The organism is Amycolatopsis viridis (assembly GCF_011758765.1).
Classification (GTDB): Bacteria; Actinomycetota; Actinomycetes; order Mycobacteriales; family Pseudonocardiaceae; genus Amycolatopsis_E; species Amycolatopsis_E viridis.
Genome location: NZ_JAANOU010000001.1, coordinates 1112323 through 1129623, shown reverse-complemented (window position 1 = coordinate 1129623; position 17301 = coordinate 1112323). Strand labels below are relative to the sequence as shown.

Here is a 17301-nt window from a genome sequence, read left to right as displayed (position 1 = left end):
CGGCCGCGGCCTGACGGTGTTAACACGCTGTGCGCGGGTACGGTTCTGCCATGGTCTCCGAACGCGACAGCCTGCTGCCGTTGAGGCGTGAGTACAACCAGGTGTGGCACGGCTTCGACCGTGGCCAGGTGCTGCAGTACCTGGACCACGTCGAGGCGAACCTGCGCCGGGTGATCGCGGATCGCGACAACGCGATGACCCAGGCGAGCAACTTGTCCCGGGAGCTGGAGGGCGCACGCGGCGAGATCGCGCGGCTGCGCAACCGGGTGGAGGAGCTCAAGCGGCCGCCGGAGCGGATCGAGGACCTCGACGAGCGCATGCAGCGCACCGTGGAGCTGGCCGAGATGCGCGCCGAGGAGATCACGTCCCGGGCGCAGGTCGCCGCGGAGGAACACTGGAGCGCGACCACCGAACTGTCCACGAAACTGCGGGAGCGGTACCAGAACCTGCTGTCCGAGCTGGACTCGCACGGGCAGGCCCTGCAGGCCGAGCACAAGCGCGCGCTGGAGGCCACCAAGGCCGAGGTCGAGCGGCTGACGGCCGAGGCGGCGCAGCGGCGCACCCAGCTGGACATCGAGGCCGAGCGCAAGCGCCGCACCGTGCAGCACGACTTCGAGCAGTCGATGGCGACGCAGCGCGCCGCGCTGGAGAAGCACGTCGCGGACCAGCAGACGGCGAGCAAGCAGCAGGCCGAACGCCGCATCGCGGAGGCGACGGCCGAGGCGAAGCGGCTCGTCGACGAAGCGACCGCGCGGGCGCGGGCACTGGTCGAGGACGCGACGGCGCGCGCGGAGCAACGCGAGCGCGAGGCGCGGGAACTGGTCGAGCGGTTGTCCCGGATCAGCGCGGAGGTGGCCGGACGGCTCCGCAAGACCGACGAGGTGCTGGCGCGCAGCCAATCCGCGCTGGAGCCGCTGCGGGAAGAGTCCGTGGTGGACATGAGCCGCCCGGCGGCGGAGCCCGACGGTGAGGCGACGAAGACGGTACCGCCGGTGCCGCCGCCCGCGCCCGGATCCGGCCCGGTTCCCGCGGCGGGCGGTGGCGCGCCCGGTGGCGGGGCTTCGGCGGCGACGAAGGTGTTCGCCGCCCCGCAGGCGGTGCCGGGTGGCGCGGGTCAGGCGGCGCCGGGCAAGCCCGGTGGTGCCGCTCCGGCGACCGGCAAGCCACCCGCCGCGCTCGCCGGCCCGGCTGCCCGCGGCGAGGAGCAGCAGCCGCCCGCGAACCGGCCGCCGTCCGCGAAGTAGCCGTCCGGCCGGGGCGCGCGTCAGCTTCGGCGGCCTTCGCCGTCCGCACCGAGCGCCGGCCCGTGCGCGGGCACGTCCGCGCCGCCGGCGCCGAACGCGATGCCCTTGGCCTCCTTGCCCACCAGGGTCAGCACCGTGACGACGACCAGCACCGGGACGATCGTCGCGGCCAGGGCGAACGGATACCCGTGCGTGGACGCGAGAGCCTCCTGGATCGGCAGGTTGAACGCCGCCAGGCAGTTGCCGAGCTGGTAGGTCACGCCCGGGTAGAACCCGCGGATCGCGTCCGGCGACATCTCCGTGAGGTGCGCGGGGATCACACCCCAGGCGCCCTGCACCATGACCTGCATCAGGAACGACCCGAGGCACAGCAGCGCGGCGGTCCTCGAGAACGCGAACAGCGGCACGATGGGTAGCGCCAGCACCGCGCAGAACGCGATCGTGTGCCGGCGGCCGAACCGTTCGGACAGCGACCCGAAGATCAGCCCGCCGATGATCGCGCCGATGTTGTAGATGACCGCGATCCAGGTGGCGGTGGTGCTGGACAACCCGGCACCGCCGTTGGTGTGGGCGGACAGGAAGGTCGGGTAGACGTCCTGCGTTCCGTGGCTCATCCAGTTGAACGCGGTCATCAGCAGGACCAGGTAGACGAACCGGCGGATGATCTTCGGGTCGAGCAGGATGTCGCGGATCGAGGTGCGGGTCACGCGCATCCGCTGCTGGGCGCGCTCCCACGCCTCGGACTCCTTGACCCGCGACCGGATGATCAGGCTGATCAGCGCGGGGACGATGCTCAGCCCGAACAGCCACCGCCAGGACAGTCCGGCCCAGTGCAGCACGACCAGCGAGGCCAGGGAGGCCAGCAGGTATCCGAAGGAGTAGCCCTCCTGCAAGACCCCGGAGAAGAACCCGCGGCGGGCGACCGGGATCTTCTCCATCGCCAGCGCAGCGCCCAGTCCCCATTCGCCGCCCATTCCGATGCCGTACAGCATCCGCAGAACGAGCAGCACTGTGAAGTTCGGCGCGAAGGCACAGGCAAAACCGACAACGGAGTAAAAAGCGACATCCACCATCAAGGGAACACGACGGCCCACCCGGTCCGCCCAGAGGCCGAAGATCAGCGCTCCCACCGGACGCATGATCAGCGTCGCGGTGGTGATGAACGCGACCTCGGACTTTCCCATACCGAAGGTTTTCGCGATGTCGGCGTAAACGAACACGACGATGAAATAGTCGAAAGCGTCCATCGTCCAGCCGAGCACGGCGGCCAGGAACGAGTTCCGCTGATCCGTGGTCAGAGGCTGTTTCGCCATATCCGGGATCCTCGCACCGGAATTGCCGGGAAACCACCCGAAGAAACCGGATGAAGAGGCCCGTCCGCACCATTCCGGCAGATCCGGCAGCGGCGAACCAGGTTCGGCCGGACGGGCAGCGTCCGCCGCCGGCGACACCCCGTGAACCGGGCCACAGCTGATCAACAGCGCGGCCGGCCGGGACCGGGGGCACGCGCTGGGGGGCCAGTCGCTGGAATCCGGTTCGGCACGGCGGTACCGGAGCGATCACGGTGCGGAACGCCCCGAAGAAAGCCGCTGATCCCGGAGGCTACGGCCATCCGGAGCAATCGCCCGGACCATCCGGCGGCGCGGGCGGTAACAAGAACTTATCCCGCGGCGACAACCCCGGGCAGTGAACGACTTCTCCACGGTGCGGCGTCGATTGCGGACGGAACGTGAAGTTGACTCGTACTTGTCCGGACTGGTTCACTCTCCCGGTCGCACGACCCCTCGTGGTTCGTGTGCACGGTGTCAAACTCCGGTCCGGGGGCCGAGGCCATCACATCGAGTTGCGGGAAGGCTCCTCAGAGCGTTGGAAAAGGTATTCGGAACACGTAGGCGGCGTGCTTCGATCCGGTCGAGGGTGCTCGCGATCGCGATCGTGCCCAGCGTCGCCCTGCTGCTCGCGGGCGTGGCGCTCGCGGGTTACCTGGTCGTGCAGGCGGTCAACGCACGCGAGTTCGCGACCAAGGTGCACGACTCGGCCGAGCCGGGCGCCCTCTTCTTCGGTGCGGTGCGCGCCGAACGGGTGCTGACCCTGCGCACCGTGGCGAGCAACAGCGCACCCGGCGCGGACCTTCTCCAGGCGCGCGCCAGAACCGACGCCACCGCCGCCCGCATGGCCTCCGTGCTGCAGGACATGGTCGGCGACGCACCCGAGCCGGTGCGTCAGAGCATCGCCAGGACCAGCGCGAACTTCGCGCAGCTGCCTGGGATGCGGCAGCGCGTGGACAGCAGGCAAGCCACCCCGCTCGACGCCTACACCTTCTACAACCGCATCATCGACGAGTTCGCCAACGGGCTCAACGGCGTGGCCGAAGGTGCGCCGGACGCCCGGACCGCGTTCCTCCGGGTCACCGCGATGCCGCTGTTCACCGCGGCCGACGCGATGTCCCGCGGGGACGCGCTGGCGGCGGCGGGCATCGCCGGCCGCGGCCTGTCCGAGGAGGAGTTCCGCACCTACATCGGCCAGATCGGCGCCTACCACGCCGAACTGGAGGTGGCCGCGCCGCAGATGATCCCGTCGGTGCGGGCCAAGTACGACGCGCTGCTCGCCAGTCCCGCCTGGACGACGCTCAGCGCGGTGGAAAGCGCATTCCTGCACGGCAACCAGAGCGCGCTGCCGGTCCCCGAGACGCAGTGGCGGGACGCCGCGACCCAGGTCGGGAACGCGTTGATGAGCCTCTACATCGAGCAGAGTTCCAACGCGACCCAGATCGGCCTGGACAACGGGAACCGCACGCTGGTCACCTCGATCATCGCCGGCGCCGCCGCGCTGATCGTGTCGCTCGCGGTGTTCCTCGTCGCCCGGCGCCTGTCCGGCGGGCTGATCCGGCGGCTTCGGCGCCTGCGCGCGGAGACCCTGGAGGCCGCCGAGACGCAGCTCCCGCGGCTGGTCGAGCGCGTGCGGTCCGGTGAGGCCGTCGACCTCGACTCCGAGGTGGCGCTGCTGGACCACGGCGACGACGAGATCGGCCAGGTCGCCGACGCCTTCAACAAGGCGCAGCAGACGGCGATCGCCGCGGCCGTGGACGAAGCCAAGACGCGGGAAGGCACCAAGAAGGTCTTCCTCAACATCGCGCACCGCAGTCAGGTGCTGGTGCACCGGCAGCTCAAGGCGCTCGACGAGGCCGAGCGCAAGCAGGAGGACCCGGACCAGCTGGACGTGCTGTTCCGCCTGGACCACCTGTCCACGCGAGCCCGCCGCAACGCGGAGAACCTGATCATCCTCGGTGGCGAGCGGCCGGGACGGCAGTGGCGCAACCCGGTCGCACTGGCCGAACTGGTGCGCGGCGCCACCGGCGAGACCGAGGATTACGCGCGCGTCAGCGTCGGCAGGCTGCCCGAGGTCGCGGTTGCCGGCCCGGTCGTGGCCGACCTGGTGCACCTGCTCGCCGAGCTGCTGGACAACGCCACCTCGTTCTCGCCGCCGAGCTCACGGGTCGAGGTGTTCGGCGACGTCGTGGGCAGGGGCGTGGTCGTCGAGATCGAGGACCAGGGCCTGGGCATCGAGCCGGAGCAGGCCGAACGGCTCAACGCGATGCTGCGGGAGCCCCCGGACTTCAGCGTGATGGCGCTGTCCGCGGAACCGCGTCTCGGCCTGTTCGTGGTCGCGCGCCTGGCCGCCCGGCACGGGATTTCGGTCACGCTGCGGGAGTCCGCCTACGGGGGCACCCGCGCGATCGTGCTCGTCCGGTCCGAACTGCTCGCCCCGCTGCCCGAGGAGAGGCCGCTCGCGGACACGGCGGTCCCGGCGCAGGCCGCGCCCGCCCACCACTGGCCGGCGGAGACCGCTACCCCGCCCGAGCCACCCGCACCGGGCCGGCACGCGGATACCCGAGGGGACCTGTTCCGCCCCACCGTTCCGGTCGCCGCCACCGAACCCCAGCAGCACACAACACAGCAGCACACACCGCCGCAGCGCCCGCAGGCTCCGGCACGTCCGCCGCTGGACCAGCGCGTTCCGGTCGACACCCGGCCACCGCAGGTCCGAGCGCAGCACGCCGGACCGATCCCGCCCGACCGCCCGCCGCTACCGCGCCGCCGGCGGCAGCAGAACCTGGCCCCGCAGTTGAGGAAGGACGAGCCGGCCACGACGCGCACCACCACCGCCCACAGCCCGGTGCCCGCCGACAGCCCCGAGCAGGCCCGTAGCAGGCTCTCGGCGTTCCAGCAGGGCACTCGCCGCGCTCGCGAACAGGATTCGAGCACCACCGACGTTCTGGGGAGAACACACGTGACGCACGCGGGAATCAACGAGCTGGACTGGCTCCTCGACGACCTCCTCCAGCAGGTGGTCGGCGCGGACCGGGCCGTCGTGCTGTCGGCCGACGGCCTGCTCGTCGGCAGGTCCACCAACCTGTCCGAAGAGGACGGTGAGCACCTGTCGGCGGTCGCGTCGGCGTTCCAGAGCCTCGCCAAGGGAACCGGGCGCCACTTCGGCGGCGGCGCGGTGCGCCAGACCATCGTCGAGATGGAGCACGCGTTCCTGTTCGTCACCGCCGCCGGGCAGGGTGCCTGCCTCGCGCTGCTGACCGCCGAGGACGTCGACATGGGTCTGGTCGCGTACGCGATGAACACGATGGTCAAGCGGGTCGGTGCCGCGCTGAGCGCCGCGCCACGGGTTGAACCGCAAAGTGCACCATGATGACCTCGCGGGACGACGACACCTGGTTCGATGACGCGGCCGGTCCGATCGCCCGGCCGTACACGATCACCGGCGGCCGCACCCGCGCCGGCGACCTCGACCTGCAGCTGCTGTCGCTCGTGGTGGCGCTGCCCGCTCCGGCCGAGGCCGCGACGATGGCGCCGGAGTACGCCCGGATCGTGCGGTTGTGCCAGCGGCCGCTGTCGGTCGCCGAGGTCGCGGCGCACCTGGACCTGCCGGTGCCGATCGTGAAGGTGCTGCTGGCCGACCTGATCGAGCGCGGTCAGGTGATCTACCGGACGTCCCAGCCCCCCTCCGACACCCCGGACCAACACGTACTCCAGGCGGTTCTCGATGGCATCCGCAGGCTCTGAACCCCGGCGGAACGTCACCGCCACCGTGGTGAAGCTGCTGATCGCCGGCGGCTTCGGGGTCGGCAAGACCACCATGGTCGGCTCGGTGAGCGAGATCTCCCCGCTGCGCACCGAGGAGTCGATCACCCAGGCGTCCGCCGGGGTGGACGACCTGACCGGCGTGGAGCGGAAGACCACCACGACCGTGGCACTGGACTTCGGCCGCATCACGATCAACCCGGAGCTGATCCTCTACCTGTTCGGCACACCGGGGCAGGACCGGTTCTGGTTCATGTGGGACGAGCTCGCGCAGGGCGCGCTGGGCGCCGTGGTGCTGGCCGACACGCGCCGGCTGGAGAGCTGCTTCCCGGCCGTGGATTTCTTCGAGCGCCGCGGTCTGCCGTTCGTGGTGGCGGTCAACTGCTTCGACAACGCCCACCGGTACGGCACCGAGGAGGTCCGCGCGGCGCTCGAACTGGACGGCAGCGTCCCGATCCTGTTGTGCGACGCGCGGGACCGCGAATCCACCAAGCAGGTGCTGGTGATCCTCCTGCAACACCTCATGGCACAGGCGGCGCCGGCCCATCGCTAGTGGACGGTGCCCCACCGGCTGGGCGGGAGCACGATCAAGCGGACCTTGCCGATGATGTTGTCCACCGGGACGACGCCCCTGGGCCCGTCGTGCGGTTCGCAGCGTGAGTCGCACGAGTTGTTGCGGTTGTCGCCCATGACCCAGACGTAGCCGTCCGGAACCCGGACCGGCGGGAACGAATCTTGCCACTGGCGAGCGGGGTTCTCCCAGTGCAGGTACGGCTCGTCCAGCGGCTTGCCGTCCACCAGGACCCGGTTGCGGTCGTCGCAGCACTGGACGGTCTGGCCACCGGTCGCGATGATCCGCTTCACGAAGTCCTGCTCGTCCGGCGGCGCCAATCCGAACGGCGATCCGACGTTCTGCAGGAATCGCAGCACCGCGTTGTCCGAGCGCTCGGTGGACGCCTCGTTCGCCACCCAGCCGTCGGGGCCCTTGAACACCACGACGTCACCTTGTGCGGGGCTGGTGAAGTCGAAGGTGATCTTGTCGACGAGGACCTTGTCGCCGTAGCACCCCTCGCAGCCGTGCAGCGTGGCCTCCATCGAGCGCGACGGAATCGTGTAGACCCGCCCCAGGAAGTGCTGGAACACGAACGCCAGCGCGAGCGCCACGACGAGCAGGATCGGCAGTTCGACCCAGAACGAGCGCTTCTTCCGGGCCCGCTTTCCCGGCCGGGCGCCGTCCTCGTGGCCTGGGTGTTCTTCCCCCGCCGCGGGGGTCTCCGGGTCCGTCACGCGGGTCAGCCTAGCGTGATGTGATCGTTAGTAGGCGTTGACCTGACCGCGGAACTCGGCCGCCACGTCGTCGGTGTCCGACTTCGGGTAGGAGATCCGCGCCGGGTCACCGTCCGACGTGTACAGACCGGCGCGGTTCCTGGCGAGCTTGTCCAGCCACACCGAGGAACCGTATTCGGCCTCGTCGCCCGTCGGCCCCTGCGAGCGGATGCGCGGGATGTCGAGCGGGTCGAAACGGGCGGTGTAGGGCGACGGCGACGGGTTCGACCCGACCAGGAAGGCCCCCCGGTAGTGGTAGCCGGGGCCGTCCAGCGCCAGTTCCTTGGGCCGCGGGTGGATGCCGAACGGCAGCGCGATGGTCGCCGGGGCGGCCTGTGGTGCCGCCCGGCGGATCAGGGCGTCGAGGTCCCCGATCTCGCTCTGCACGGCGCTCTCCCCCGCCGAGCGCAGGTTCGCGTGGGTCATCGTGTGGTTGCCGACGTCGAACCCGTGGTCCAGCAGCCACGGGATGGTGCGGGTGCCACCGGGGTCGCCGAACGGCTCGGCGTTGACGTAGAACGTGGCCACCGGGCGGAACTGCGGGTGGGTCCCGGCGAAGTCGAGCAGGATCCGCACCGCGGTCCCCGCAGCCGGGCCGCCGTCCGGGCCGAGCGTGAACTGGCTGGGATCGCCGTCGTCGAAGGTGAGCACCACCGGGTGCTTGCCGGCCGGGACGTCCAGGCGGCGGGCGGTGAAGTCGGCGGCCGAGACGGGCACGTAACCCTCCCGGTCGAGCCGCTCCAGCTCGGCCCGGAAATCCTCCGGCGTGCGGTCGTAGACCGACTTGGGCTGGGCCACGATCCGGTGGTACATCAGCACCGGCACCTGGCCCAGCTCGTTGGCCCCGACCTCGGCGGGCGGCGGCGCCGCCGGCACGAACGCCGCCTGCTGCCGGCCGGCGTCGCGTTGCTCGTGCGCCTGGCCGTCCACCACCGTCGTGCAAGCCGTGAGCAGGAACAGGACCGCGACGAGGGAAGCCAGTTTGGGTGTCACGCCTTCCAACGTGCGCCCTGAGTAGCACACAGGCAACAGGGTGTAACCCGAAGGGATGCTTTCAGGCGTGACCCCGCGGATCCGGGGAATGCGTCCGCTGCTCGGCACACGGCGCTGGAGGGGTACATGGGGACGCGGTCGCAGAACTCGGTCCTGGTCCTCGTGACCATCATCGCCACGATGGCCGTCGCCGTGACCCCGGTCGTGGTGCAGTCGCTCCCGTTCGGGCTGGCCATCCAGGGACTCGGTGACGGGGTGACGACCAACGCGGAGTCGCTGCGCGCCATCCGGGTGACGGCAGCGCGGGACAGCGATCTCGACCGGGTCGTCGTCACGCTGGACGACCAGTCGCTGGCCACCCGCCGGGACGGCAGCCGCCTGATCCTGCCGCCGCTGAAGATCGACGACGGGGCGCACACCCTCCTCGCGCGGTTGCCGAACGAGGTGCCGGGCCTGCCCGACGCCGAGGTGTCCCGGAGGTTCAGCGTCGACAACACCCCGCCGGAGCTGTCCTTCCAGCCGATCGAGATCACCGATCCACGCAAGCCGGTCACCCTGCGCGGCACCGCGAAGGGTGCGGACAAGGTCACGGTGCAGGGCGAAGAGGTCAAGGTCAACGAGTTCGGCAACTTCACCGTGACCCTCCCGACTCCCCCGGCGAAGATCGAGATCGGCGCGCAGGACGCGGCCGGGAACCGCGCCGCGGGGCGGGTCCCGGTGCACGCGCGGCACCCGGGGATGCGGGCCGTGCACATGTCCGGGCAGGCGTGGACCGCTCCGGCCCTGCGCGACCCGGTGCTGCAGATGGCCCGGAACGGCCTGATCGACACGATCGAGCTGGACATCAAGGACGAGAGCGGCGAGGTCGGATACGCCTCCCAGGTCCCGCTCGCGAAGGAGATCGGCGCCGCGAAGAACTACTACGACCTGAACGGCGTCGTCGAACAACTGCACCGCGCCGGCATCCGGGTCGTCGGGCGGCTGGTGGCGTTCCGGGACCCGATCCTCGCCCGGGCTTCCTGGGAGTCGGGGCAGCACGACCGGGTCGTGCAGAACGCCGCTGGGCAGCCGTGGGCCGGCGGGTACGGCGACTACGCGTTCACCAACTTCGCCAACCGCGAGGTGCGGGACTACAACATCGCGCTGGCGACGGAGGCCGCGCGCGCCGGGTTCGACGACATCCTCTACGACTACGTGCGGCGGCCCGAAGGGCCGATCGAGCAACTGCGCTTCCCCGGCCTGACCGGCACCCCGGAGCAGGGGATCACGGACTTCCTGACGGAGAGCCGCAACGCGGTGCGCGCGGAAGGCGCGTACCTGGGCGCGTCGGTGTTCGGCATCGCGGTCAGCCGGCCGACGCAGATCGGGCAGGACATCACGGAAATGGCGCGCAAGGTGGACTACATCGCGCCGATGATCTACCCGTCGCACTGGGGTTCCGGCGAGTACGGGGTGTCCGATCCGGAGTCGCAGCCGCTCGAGATCACGCAACGCTCGCTGGCCGCGTTCGCGGAGAAGGCAGCCGGGACGCAGAGCGTGATCATCCCGTGGATCCAGGCGTTCAGCATGCGGGTCCACTATGGACGCGATCAGATCCGCGCGCAGCTGGACGGTGCGCGAGCGAACGGCATCGACTCGTTCCTGCTGTGGAACGCCTCCTGCAAGTACGACCCGGCGGACCTGGCGCCCTGACCCGATCCGAGCGGAAGTCGCAGGTCGAGCACGGTGCAGAGTGGATCAACGACCCACCGTGGTTCACCCGTTCGGCCTAGTTCTCGGCGTGCTCGCCGCGGGTATCGCCTGGACACGGGAGGGCGACCCCATGGGCACCGAACTGACCGACGCCCTGCTCGAACTGCTGGCTCACGAGACGAACGGCTTCGACTCGAACCGGTTCGCGCAGGATCTCGCCGCGCGCGCAGTGGTCCTCGGGCCGGCGCGCGACGCCGGGGTGCTGCTGCGTGTTCCCGGGGATCGGCCGGAAATCGTTGCCGGGACGGGAAGTGCGCCGGCACTCGTGCGGTTCCAGCTCGAGCACGGCGAAGGTCCCGCCGCGGAGTGCCTCCACAGTGGATCATCGAGTGGCGGGCCGTGGCCGCGGTTCTCCGCCGCCTGCGCGGAAGCGGGTTACTCCTCGGTCCACACGGTGCCGATCGCGGTGGGCGGTGACGTGTTCGGGGCGCTGTGCCTGTTCGACTGCGGTGGCGATGCCGAGCGCACCGCACGTCCACTTGCGCGCGCAGCGGCACTCCGCCTGATCCAGCAACGGGATCTGCAGCAACTGCGGACGGCACTGGACAGCCGGATCGTCATCGAGCAGGCCAAGGGCATGCTCGCGGAGCGGTACAAGATCGGTGTGGACACGGCGTTCGAGGGCTTGCGACGGTACGCGCGCGACCACAACCAGCGCGTTGCCGACCTCGCGCGGGCCATCGTCGACGGTGGTGATCCGGTGCGGTTCCCTCCGAACTGAGGGTCGTTTTCCGCACAGTTGCCGGTTAGCATCGGTTCGTCGTCGCCAGGAGGCAAACAGGCGGCGGACCATCCGCTCCGGACCCCGGCGGTACCCGCTGTTGGAACGAAATGCGAGGGGAGCACCGGATGACGACCACGTCCCACGACCACCAGCTGCAGGCGGACTCCTTCCCCGTCGGAGAACGGCTGATGTACCTCGACCGCCACGACGACGGGCCGGACAAGGTGACCGTGCGCGTGGGTGTCGTGTCCGGGAAGTGCCGGACGGATGCGAAGGCGGGGGTGCTCGTACCGATGACCGACGCGGACGGCGCGGAGCGCCTGGTCGCCGCCGGGGACGTCCTGGGCAGCGGTTCGCGAGCCGGCAACCGCCACGAGACGAACCGGCCGGCGCGGTGGCGCCACCACCTCAGCCCCGGCGGACGCCACCACCGGCAGCAGGAAGCCGGGCACTGAGCGACCGGGAGGCGCCGTCGCGGTCGTGACCTGCGGCGGCGCCTCCGTTCGGCCTCACCCGGGCGGGGGATGCCCGACGCGCCCCAGCAGCTGTGTTCCCATCGCCCGAGCGGCCAACACGCCGCCCGCACCGGCAAACACGCCGCCCGAACGGGCCAACACGCCGCCGGGAGCGGCGAACACGCCGACGCACCGGCGTGTTCGCCGGTCGTCGCGCCGTGTTTGCTCCTGCGGGCGCCGTGTTTGCTCCTGCGGGTGCTGTGTTTGCTCCTGCTGGCGGTGGGTTGGCCGGTGAACCGCAGGACTTGAGGTCCGAGTCCTCGCGCCGCCGTGGCGCCTGGGTGAGCTTCGCCGCGCGTGACCGGGGCGTGGTGCAGTCCTCCAGCCGGACGTGCACGAACAGTCGGCAGGCGCGCAAGGCCGGCGGACCCCGGCCGAGTTCAGGTGCCCGTCCGCGCTCCGGTGGACCGGGCGCCCGGCCACACCGCCCACCCGCACCGCGACGAACAGCGTCGTCCCGGCCGGAACGCGCTTCCCGGTCGCCGCAGCCGATCGTGCGCCCGGCGGCGCCGAAGGCTCGCCCTTCCCGATCCAGTCACCGTCTGGTGACCGGTGACGAGTTGTCCGGCCTGGTACGGGCGGACTTTCGCCGGCCGCTGACGTGGCACTTCAGTTGTGAAAACGCGGTAACGTCGAAGTTGTGGATCTAGGCGACCCCGGCCAGGACGACGACGTACGAAGATTCCGGCGCACCAGGAACTGGTTCCTTGCCGCTTGCACGCTCGCCTCCGCCGTGGTGTGCGTGTTCGTCGCCGGCGCGATCGCCGGGGTGGTCGAGGGCGGTGTGTCGCGCGACCTGGGCATCTTTACGGCTATCGCCGTGTTGGTCGGCGCGCTCGCTGTCGTCATCGGGATGCAGGCTCGCTACTGGCACCAGCAGGCACGAGACCGGCGGCGGCGAGTCGCGGCGGCCTGGGCGGCCGGCCGCCCGGCCGTGGAACCGGTGAAGTGGCTGCCGTCCACTCCCGCCGACCCCATCATGGGCCTGCAGACGAGGCGCGTCCTGCTGTTCGCGGCGCGGAACGCCGCGATAGCCGTGATCTTCCTCGTGCCGTTGGTCATCGGCTGGGTGGCGATCGGCCAGCTCACGCGGGACTCGCAGGACCGGCTCGACCACGGGACGAGGGTCACCGGCACGGTGGTCGGAACGTACACACCGGGCAAGGGCAGCTGGTCGATCTACGTGCGCTACCCGCTCGGCGACACGTCCCGGACGGCGAGGATCAAGCTCGACGAGCCGAAGCTGCTCGCGGTGGGCGACCCCGTCACCGTCATCTACGATCCCGCGGATCCCGCGCGGGTCCGCACACCCGAGGACGAGAACCTCACCAACTTCGAGACATGGCTGGGCGGCGTGCCGCTCCCGGTCGGGCTGATCGGTGTCCTGATCGCCGGGGTGGCGTCGGTGAGCTGGCTCCGGCGGTACGCGGCGGTGCGGCGCACCGGCTGGCACCCGGCCTCGGTCGTGGTCGACGATGTCGGACGGATCTTCGTGACCTACCCGGACCGGAGCACCATGGAACTGGGCGGCGTGGTGTCGATCCGCCGGGCCAGCCGCGTCGCCGGCGAGCCGCGCCGAGCCTGGATCGGCGGCGAGGCCTGGCCGATGGTCATGCTGGTCGAGCGGGACTACGGCAAGCGCCCGTACCTGGTCCCGGTGCGGGCGGAAGACCGGCTGCGCCCGCCTCCGCGCCCCCGCCGCCGCTCCTCCCGGCGCCGCCGGGCAACCACGTGAAGGGCCCGGCGCGCAGCGCCTTACGCCGCAGCCTTGGAGGACATCTTGTGAGGGTCAGCGGAATAGTGGGGTAAAAGTGGGGCAGATGATCATGACGATCCCTACCTCAAGCCACTGACCTGCGGTTCAGTGCCCCCGACGGGGTTCGAACCCGCACTGAATCGATTTTAAGTCGACTGCCTCTGCCGGTTGGGCTACGGGGGCACCGCCAGCCTAAGCGAACGGTGCCTCCGTCCCCAGCGGAGGTCAGGACTTCGACGCCCGCGTGAACTCTTCCTTCGGGTTGTTGATCTGCCCCAGCGACACGACCTCGCGGCGGAACAGACCGCCCAGCATCCAGTCCAGCAGGATGCGCACCTTGCGGTTGAAGGTGGGCATCGCCTTGAGGTGGTAGCCGCGGTGGAAGAGCCAGGCCGGGAAGCCCTTGATCTTCATGTTCAGCGCGTCGGCGACACCCTTGTGCAGGCCCAGGCCGGCCACCGCGCCGAGGTTCTTGTGGAAGTAGTCCGTCGGCTGGCCGCCGCGCAGCACCTTGATGATGTTGTTCGCCAGGTGCCGCGCCTGCCGGACGGCGTGCTGCGCGTTGGGCGGGCAGGTGGCCGTCGGGTCGGACTCGGTGCGCGAGAGGTCCGGGACGGCCGCGTTGTCCCCGGCGGTCCAGACGTCCGGGTGGCCCACGACCTGCAGGGCGGCCGTCGCCTCGACCCGGCCGCGCTTGTCGATCGGCAGGTCCGAGTTGGCCAGCACCGGGTTGGCCTTCACACCGGCGGTCCAGATGATCGTGTCGCTGTCGAACTCGGTGCCGTCGGAGAGCACCACGTGCCCGTTCTCGAACGACTTCGCCGCCGTCGACAGGTACACCTCGATGCCGCGCTTCTCCAGCTGCTCGACCGTCCACACGCCGAGCGTCTCGCGGACCTCGGGCAGGATCCGGCCGGCGGCCTCGACGAGCACCCACCGGATGTCCTCCGGTGCGATGTTCTCGTAGTACCGCGTCGCGAACCGGGTCATGTCCTCGAGCTCGGCGAGCGCCTCGATGCCCGCGAAGCCGCCACCGACGACGGTGAACGTCAGCAGGCGCTTGCGCAGCTCCGGGTCGAGGGTGCTGGCCGCCTGGTCGAGCTTGGTCAGCACGTGGTTGCGCAGGTAGATGGCCTCACCGATGGTCTTGATGCCGATGCCCTCCTCGGCGAGGCCGGGGATCGGCAGCAGCCGCGCGACGGCGCCGAGCGCGACCACGAGCACGTCGTAGTTCAGCTGCTCGATGTGGCCGTCGGCGGCCTCCACGGTGACGGTCTTGCGCTCGTGCTCGATCTTGTTCACCCGCGCCGTGAGCACGTGGCAGCGCTTGAGCACTCGCCGCAGCGGCACCACGACGTGGCGCGGTTCGATGGCCCCAGCCGCCGCTTCCGGCAGGAACGGCTGATAGGTCATGTGCGGCTGAGGGTCGACGATCGTCACGGAGGCTTCGTTGGCGCGGAGCTTCTTCTGGAGTCCCAACGCGGTGTAAAGCCCGACGTACCCGCCACCCAGAATGAGGATCCGAGTCGGTTCCGACTTCGCTGCGGCCATGCACCCATCTTCCCACCCCCACTGCGGGGCCGCTCGTAGACCCTCGTCACCTGTGACGGGGGTCGCCGGTCCAGGGCGAAACGATTCAGAGGAGTCCCGCCACCGCGGCCGCGCGGCTCAGCACGTCGCGCAGCATCGCCGGGGTGAGGCGTCCGGTGAAAGTGTTCTGCTGCGAGACGTGAAATGACCCAAAAAGGTGGAGATCCGGGGTCCCCGGCAGGACGAAGTGCGCGCCGTGGCCGAACTTCGGCGCCGGTCGGGGCACCGTCCAGGTCTGGGCGACGACCGGCAGCAGCGCCTGCCAGCCGAACGCGCCGAGTACGACCACGGCGCGAAGTGTCGGAAGTAACAGCTCGAACTCCCGCACCAGCCAGGGCCGGCAGTTGTCCCGCTCCGACGGCAGCGGCTTGTTGGCCGGCGGTGCGCACTTGACCGGCGCCGTGATCCGCACCCCGCGCAGCTCGAGGCCGTCGCCGAGGTGCGTGGACGTCGGCTGCGACGCCAGCCCGATGTCGTAGAGGGCCTGGTAGAGGAAGTCCCCGGAGCGGTCGCCGGTGAACATCCGGCCGGTCCGGTTGGCGCCGTGCGCGGCCGGCGCCAGCCCCACGATCGCCAGCGACGCGTCCGCCGGGCCGAACCCGGGCACCGGCCGCCCCCAGTAGGTCCAGTCCGCGAACGCGGCGCGTTTGGTCGCGGCGACCTCCTCCCGCCACGCGACCAGGCGCGGGCATCGGCGGCACTCGGCGACCGCGGCGTCGAGTTCGGTCAGGGCGCGGGGCTTCGGTCGGGGCACGCCGTCAGTGTGCTCCGCTAGGTTGACGACCATGCCGGAAACCCCCGAAGAGGAGACGAAGACCGAGGCCGCGCCCGAACCGAGCGACGACCTCGTCACCACCCAGCACACGCTCACCGTCAGGCGGCGCAAGCTGGCCTACGCCGCCCAGACCGGCCGGATCGTGCTGCGCAAGGAGGTGCACACCGACGGCAAGTTCGACGGGCACGCCGCCAAGGCCGAGGTGTTCCTCACCTCCTACACGCTCGACGGCGCGGAGCCGGGATCCCGGCCGGTGACGTTCGCGTTCAACGGCGGGCCGGGCTCGGCCAGCGTGTGGTTGCACATGGGCGTGCTCGGGCCGCGGCGGGTGGTGTCCGGTGACGTCGACTCGCCCGAGCCGCCGCCCTACCGGGTCGTCGACAACCCCGAGACGCTGCTGGTGCACAGCGACCTGGTGTTCATCGATCCGGTGTCCACCGGCTACTCGCGGCCGAAGAAGGGCGAGAGCCCCAAGGACTTCCACGGGTTCACGGCGGACGTGGAGGCAGTCGCGGAGATCATCCGGCTGTGGACGTCCCGCAACGGCCGCTGGCTGTCGCCCAAGTACCTGGCCGGCGAGTCGTACGGCACGCTGCGCGCCGCCGCGCTGGCCGGTCACCTGCAGGAGCGGCACGGGTTCTACCTCAACGGCCTGATGCTGATCTCGAGCGTGCTGGACATGGGCACGATCCGGTTCACCGAGGGCAACGACCAGCCGTACCCGCTGTTCGTGCCGACCTACGCGGCGATCGCGCACTACCACGGCAAGCACGGCAAGCGGAAGCTGGCGGACGTGCTGGCCGAGGCCGAGGAGTTCGCGGCGCGTGAACTGCCGTGGGCGCTGCAGCGGGGTGCACGGCTCACGCCGGAGGAAAAGGCGGCCGCGGTGCGGAAGCTCGCATCGCTGACCGGCCTCGACGAGTCCTATGTGGACCGCGTCGGCCTGCGCATCGAGCACGTGCGGTTCTTCACCGAGTTGTTGCGGGACCGCGGCCTGACCACCGGCCGGATGGACGGCCGGTTCACCACGTGGGAGCCGGACGGCGGGCGCGAACTGATGAGCGACGACGCGTCGGTGTCGCGGATCATCGGCGCCTACTCGGCCGGCTTCAACCACTACGTCCGCTCGGAGCTGGGCTACCAGAACGACCTGCCGTACGAGGTGCTGTCCATGGACGTGGTGCGCAACTGGTCGTACTCGGAGTTCGAGGGCCGCGCGGTGTCGGCGGTGGAGGCGCTCAGCGCGGCGATGCGCGCCAACCCGCACCTGAAGGTGCACGTCGCCCTCGGCTACTACGACGGCGCGACGCCGTACTACGCGGCCGAACACGTGCTGGCGCACCTGCAGATCCCGGACGACCTGCGGAGCAACATCGAGTCGGCCTACTACGAGGCGGGGCACATGATGTACGTGCACGAACCGTCCCGTGTCCAGCAGTCGAAGGACCTGGCGGAGTTCGTCCGCTCCAGTTCGAACCGGTAGGCGCCGGGTCCGGCGCTGCGATCCGTCCGGAGCGACGGGTGGCAGGGCGG

The 17301-nt window shown here is 70.6% G+C and carries 13 protein-coding genes, 1 tRNA gene and 1 pseudogene; 9 read left to right on the top strand and 6 right to left on the bottom strand.

The window, feature by feature from the left end:
- Window positions 1-50 precede the first annotated feature (50 nt).
- On the top strand, window positions 51-1244 hold the full coding sequence (locus FHX46_RS05680) for a cell division protein DivIVA (protein ID WP_167111284.1): 1194 nt from the start codon (window positions 51-53) through the stop codon (window positions 1242-1244).
- Window positions 1245-1264: 20 nt separating this feature from the next.
- On the opposite strand, the gene FHX46_RS05675 is transcribed toward FHX46_RS05680, so the two are convergent.
- On the bottom strand, window positions 1265-2557 hold the full coding sequence (locus FHX46_RS05675) for an MFS transporter (RefSeq protein WP_208400014.1): 1293 nt from the start codon (window positions 2555-2557) through the stop codon (window positions 1265-1267).
- A 604-nt stretch (window positions 2558-3161) separates the two neighbouring features.
- Between FHX46_RS05675 and FHX46_RS05670 the strand changes: the two genes are divergently transcribed.
- The 3 genes from FHX46_RS05670 to FHX46_RS05655 are packed head-to-tail and all read left to right on the top strand — an operon-like array spanning window position 3162 to window position 6890.
- Window positions 3162-5945, top strand: coding sequence for a nitrate- and nitrite sensing domain-containing protein (locus FHX46_RS05670; protein WP_449224093.1), 2784 nt, complete (start codon window positions 3162-3164; stop codon window positions 5943-5945).
- Window positions 5945-6319 carry a DUF742 domain-containing protein gene (locus FHX46_RS05660; RefSeq protein WP_167121162.1) on the top strand — a complete coding sequence of 125 codons (375 nt, stop codon included), beginning with the start codon at window positions 5945-5947 and terminating at the stop codon, window positions 6317-6319. The genes FHX46_RS05670 and FHX46_RS05660 overlap by 1 nt, the downstream gene beginning before the upstream one ends.
- The gene (locus FHX46_RS05655; RefSeq protein ID WP_167111282.1) at window positions 6300-6890 is read left to right on the top strand and encodes a GTP-binding protein; all 591 of its coding nucleotides are present in this window, start codon (window positions 6300-6302) and stop codon (window positions 6888-6890) included. Before FHX46_RS05660 ends, FHX46_RS05655 begins: the two co-directional genes overlap by 20 nt.
- Window positions 6891-6892: 2 nt before the next feature.
- Here FHX46_RS05655 and lepB read toward each other — a convergent pair.
- Both lepB and FHX46_RS05645 read right to left on the bottom strand, forming a co-directional pair.
- Window positions 6893-7624 (bottom strand): annotated as a pseudogene (gene lepB, locus FHX46_RS05650) (signal peptidase I); the annotation flags it as partial.
- Between the two features lie 27 nt (window positions 7625-7651).
- On the bottom strand, window positions 7652-8656 hold the full coding sequence (locus tag FHX46_RS05645) for a polysaccharide deacetylase family protein (protein WP_167111280.1): 1005 nt from the start codon (window positions 8654-8656) through the stop codon (window positions 7652-7654).
- Window positions 8657-8782: 126 nt separating this feature from the next.
- Here FHX46_RS05645 and FHX46_RS05640 point away from each other — a divergent pair, with 126 nt between their 5' ends.
- The 4 genes from FHX46_RS05640 (at window position 8783) to FHX46_RS05625 (ending at window position 13382) form a co-directional block, all read left to right on the top strand.
- On the top strand, window positions 8783-10348 hold the full coding sequence (locus tag FHX46_RS05640; protein ID WP_167111278.1) for a putative glycoside hydrolase: 1566 nt from the start codon (window positions 8783-8785) through the stop codon (window positions 10346-10348).
- Window positions 10349-10406: 58 nt separating this feature from the next.
- Complete coding sequence (locus tag FHX46_RS05635; RefSeq protein WP_313886036.1) at window positions 10407-11129, top strand: GAF and ANTAR domain-containing protein; 723 nt, start codon at window positions 10407-10409, stop codon at window positions 11127-11129.
- A 128-nt stretch (window positions 11130-11257) separates the two neighbouring features.
- Complete coding sequence (locus tag FHX46_RS05630) at window positions 11258-11587, top strand: hypothetical protein (RefSeq protein ID WP_167111276.1); 330 nt, start codon at window positions 11258-11260, stop codon at window positions 11585-11587.
- 700 nt (window positions 11588-12287) lie between these two features.
- Window positions 12288-13382 (top strand): DUF3592 domain-containing protein, encoded by a 1095-nt coding sequence (locus tag FHX46_RS05625; RefSeq protein ID WP_167111274.1) that lies wholly within the window; start codon window positions 12288-12290, stop codon window positions 13380-13382.
- A 130-nt stretch (window positions 13383-13512) separates the two neighbouring features.
- Here the strand turns inward: FHX46_RS05625 and FHX46_RS05620 are convergent.
- From FHX46_RS05620 to FHX46_RS05610, 3 genes are all read right to left on the bottom strand, one after another.
- Window positions 13513-13586: transfer RNA gene (locus FHX46_RS05620), tRNA-Leu, on the bottom strand.
- 42 nt (window positions 13587-13628) lie between these two features.
- Window positions 13629-14954, bottom strand: coding sequence for an NAD(P)/FAD-dependent oxidoreductase (locus FHX46_RS05615; RefSeq protein ID WP_167111273.1), 1326 nt, complete (start codon window positions 14952-14954; stop codon window positions 13629-13631).
- An 85-nt stretch (window positions 14955-15039) separates the two neighbouring features.
- A complete protein-coding gene (locus FHX46_RS05610) occupies window positions 15040-15780 on the bottom strand; it encodes a uracil-DNA glycosylase (RefSeq protein WP_167111271.1) in 741 nt (246 codons plus the stop codon).
- On the opposite strand from FHX46_RS05610, the gene FHX46_RS05605 reads away from it, so the two are divergent.
- On the top strand, window positions 15779-17251 hold the full coding sequence (locus FHX46_RS05605) for a S10 family peptidase (RefSeq protein ID WP_167111269.1): 1473 nt from the start codon (window positions 15779-15781) through the stop codon (window positions 17249-17251). The genes FHX46_RS05610 and FHX46_RS05605 overlap by 2 nt on opposite strands.
- Window positions 17252-17301: the final 50 nt, after the last annotated feature.

What these genes read in the sequence shown, in the direction of transcription:
- FHX46_RS05680 (WP_167111284.1), top strand. Translation starts at nt 51, where the DNA reads ATGGTCTCCGAACGCGACAGCCTGCTGCCGTTGAGGCGTGAGTACAAC.
- FHX46_RS05675 (WP_208400014.1), bottom strand. Translation starts at nt 2,557, where the DNA reads ATGGCGAAACAGCCTCTGACCACGGATCAGCGGAACTCGTTCCTGGCC.
- FHX46_RS05660 (WP_167121162.1), top strand. Translation starts at nt 5,945, where the DNA reads ATGACCTCGCGGGACGACGACACCTGGTTCGATGACGCGGCCGGTCCG.
- FHX46_RS05655 (WP_167111282.1), top strand. Translation starts at nt 6,300, where the DNA reads ATGGCATCCGCAGGCTCTGAACCCCGGCGGAACGTCACCGCCACCGTG.
- FHX46_RS05640 (WP_167111278.1), top strand. Translation starts at nt 8,783, where the DNA reads ATGGGGACGCGGTCGCAGAACTCGGTCCTGGTCCTCGTGACCATCATC.
- FHX46_RS05630 (WP_167111276.1), top strand. Translation starts at nt 11,258, where the DNA reads ATGACGACCACGTCCCACGACCACCAGCTGCAGGCGGACTCCTTCCCC.
- FHX46_RS05615 (WP_167111273.1), bottom strand. Translation starts at nt 14,954, where the DNA reads ATGGCCGCAGCGAAGTCGGAACCGACTCGGATCCTCATTCTGGGTGGC.
- FHX46_RS05605 (WP_167111269.1), top strand. Translation starts at nt 15,779, where the DNA reads ATGCCGGAAACCCCCGAAGAGGAGACGAAGACCGAGGCCGCGCCCGAA.
- FHX46_RS05610 (WP_167111271.1), bottom strand. Translation starts at nt 15,780, where the DNA reads ATGGTCGTCAACCTAGCGGAGCACACTGACGGCGTGCCCCGACCGAAG.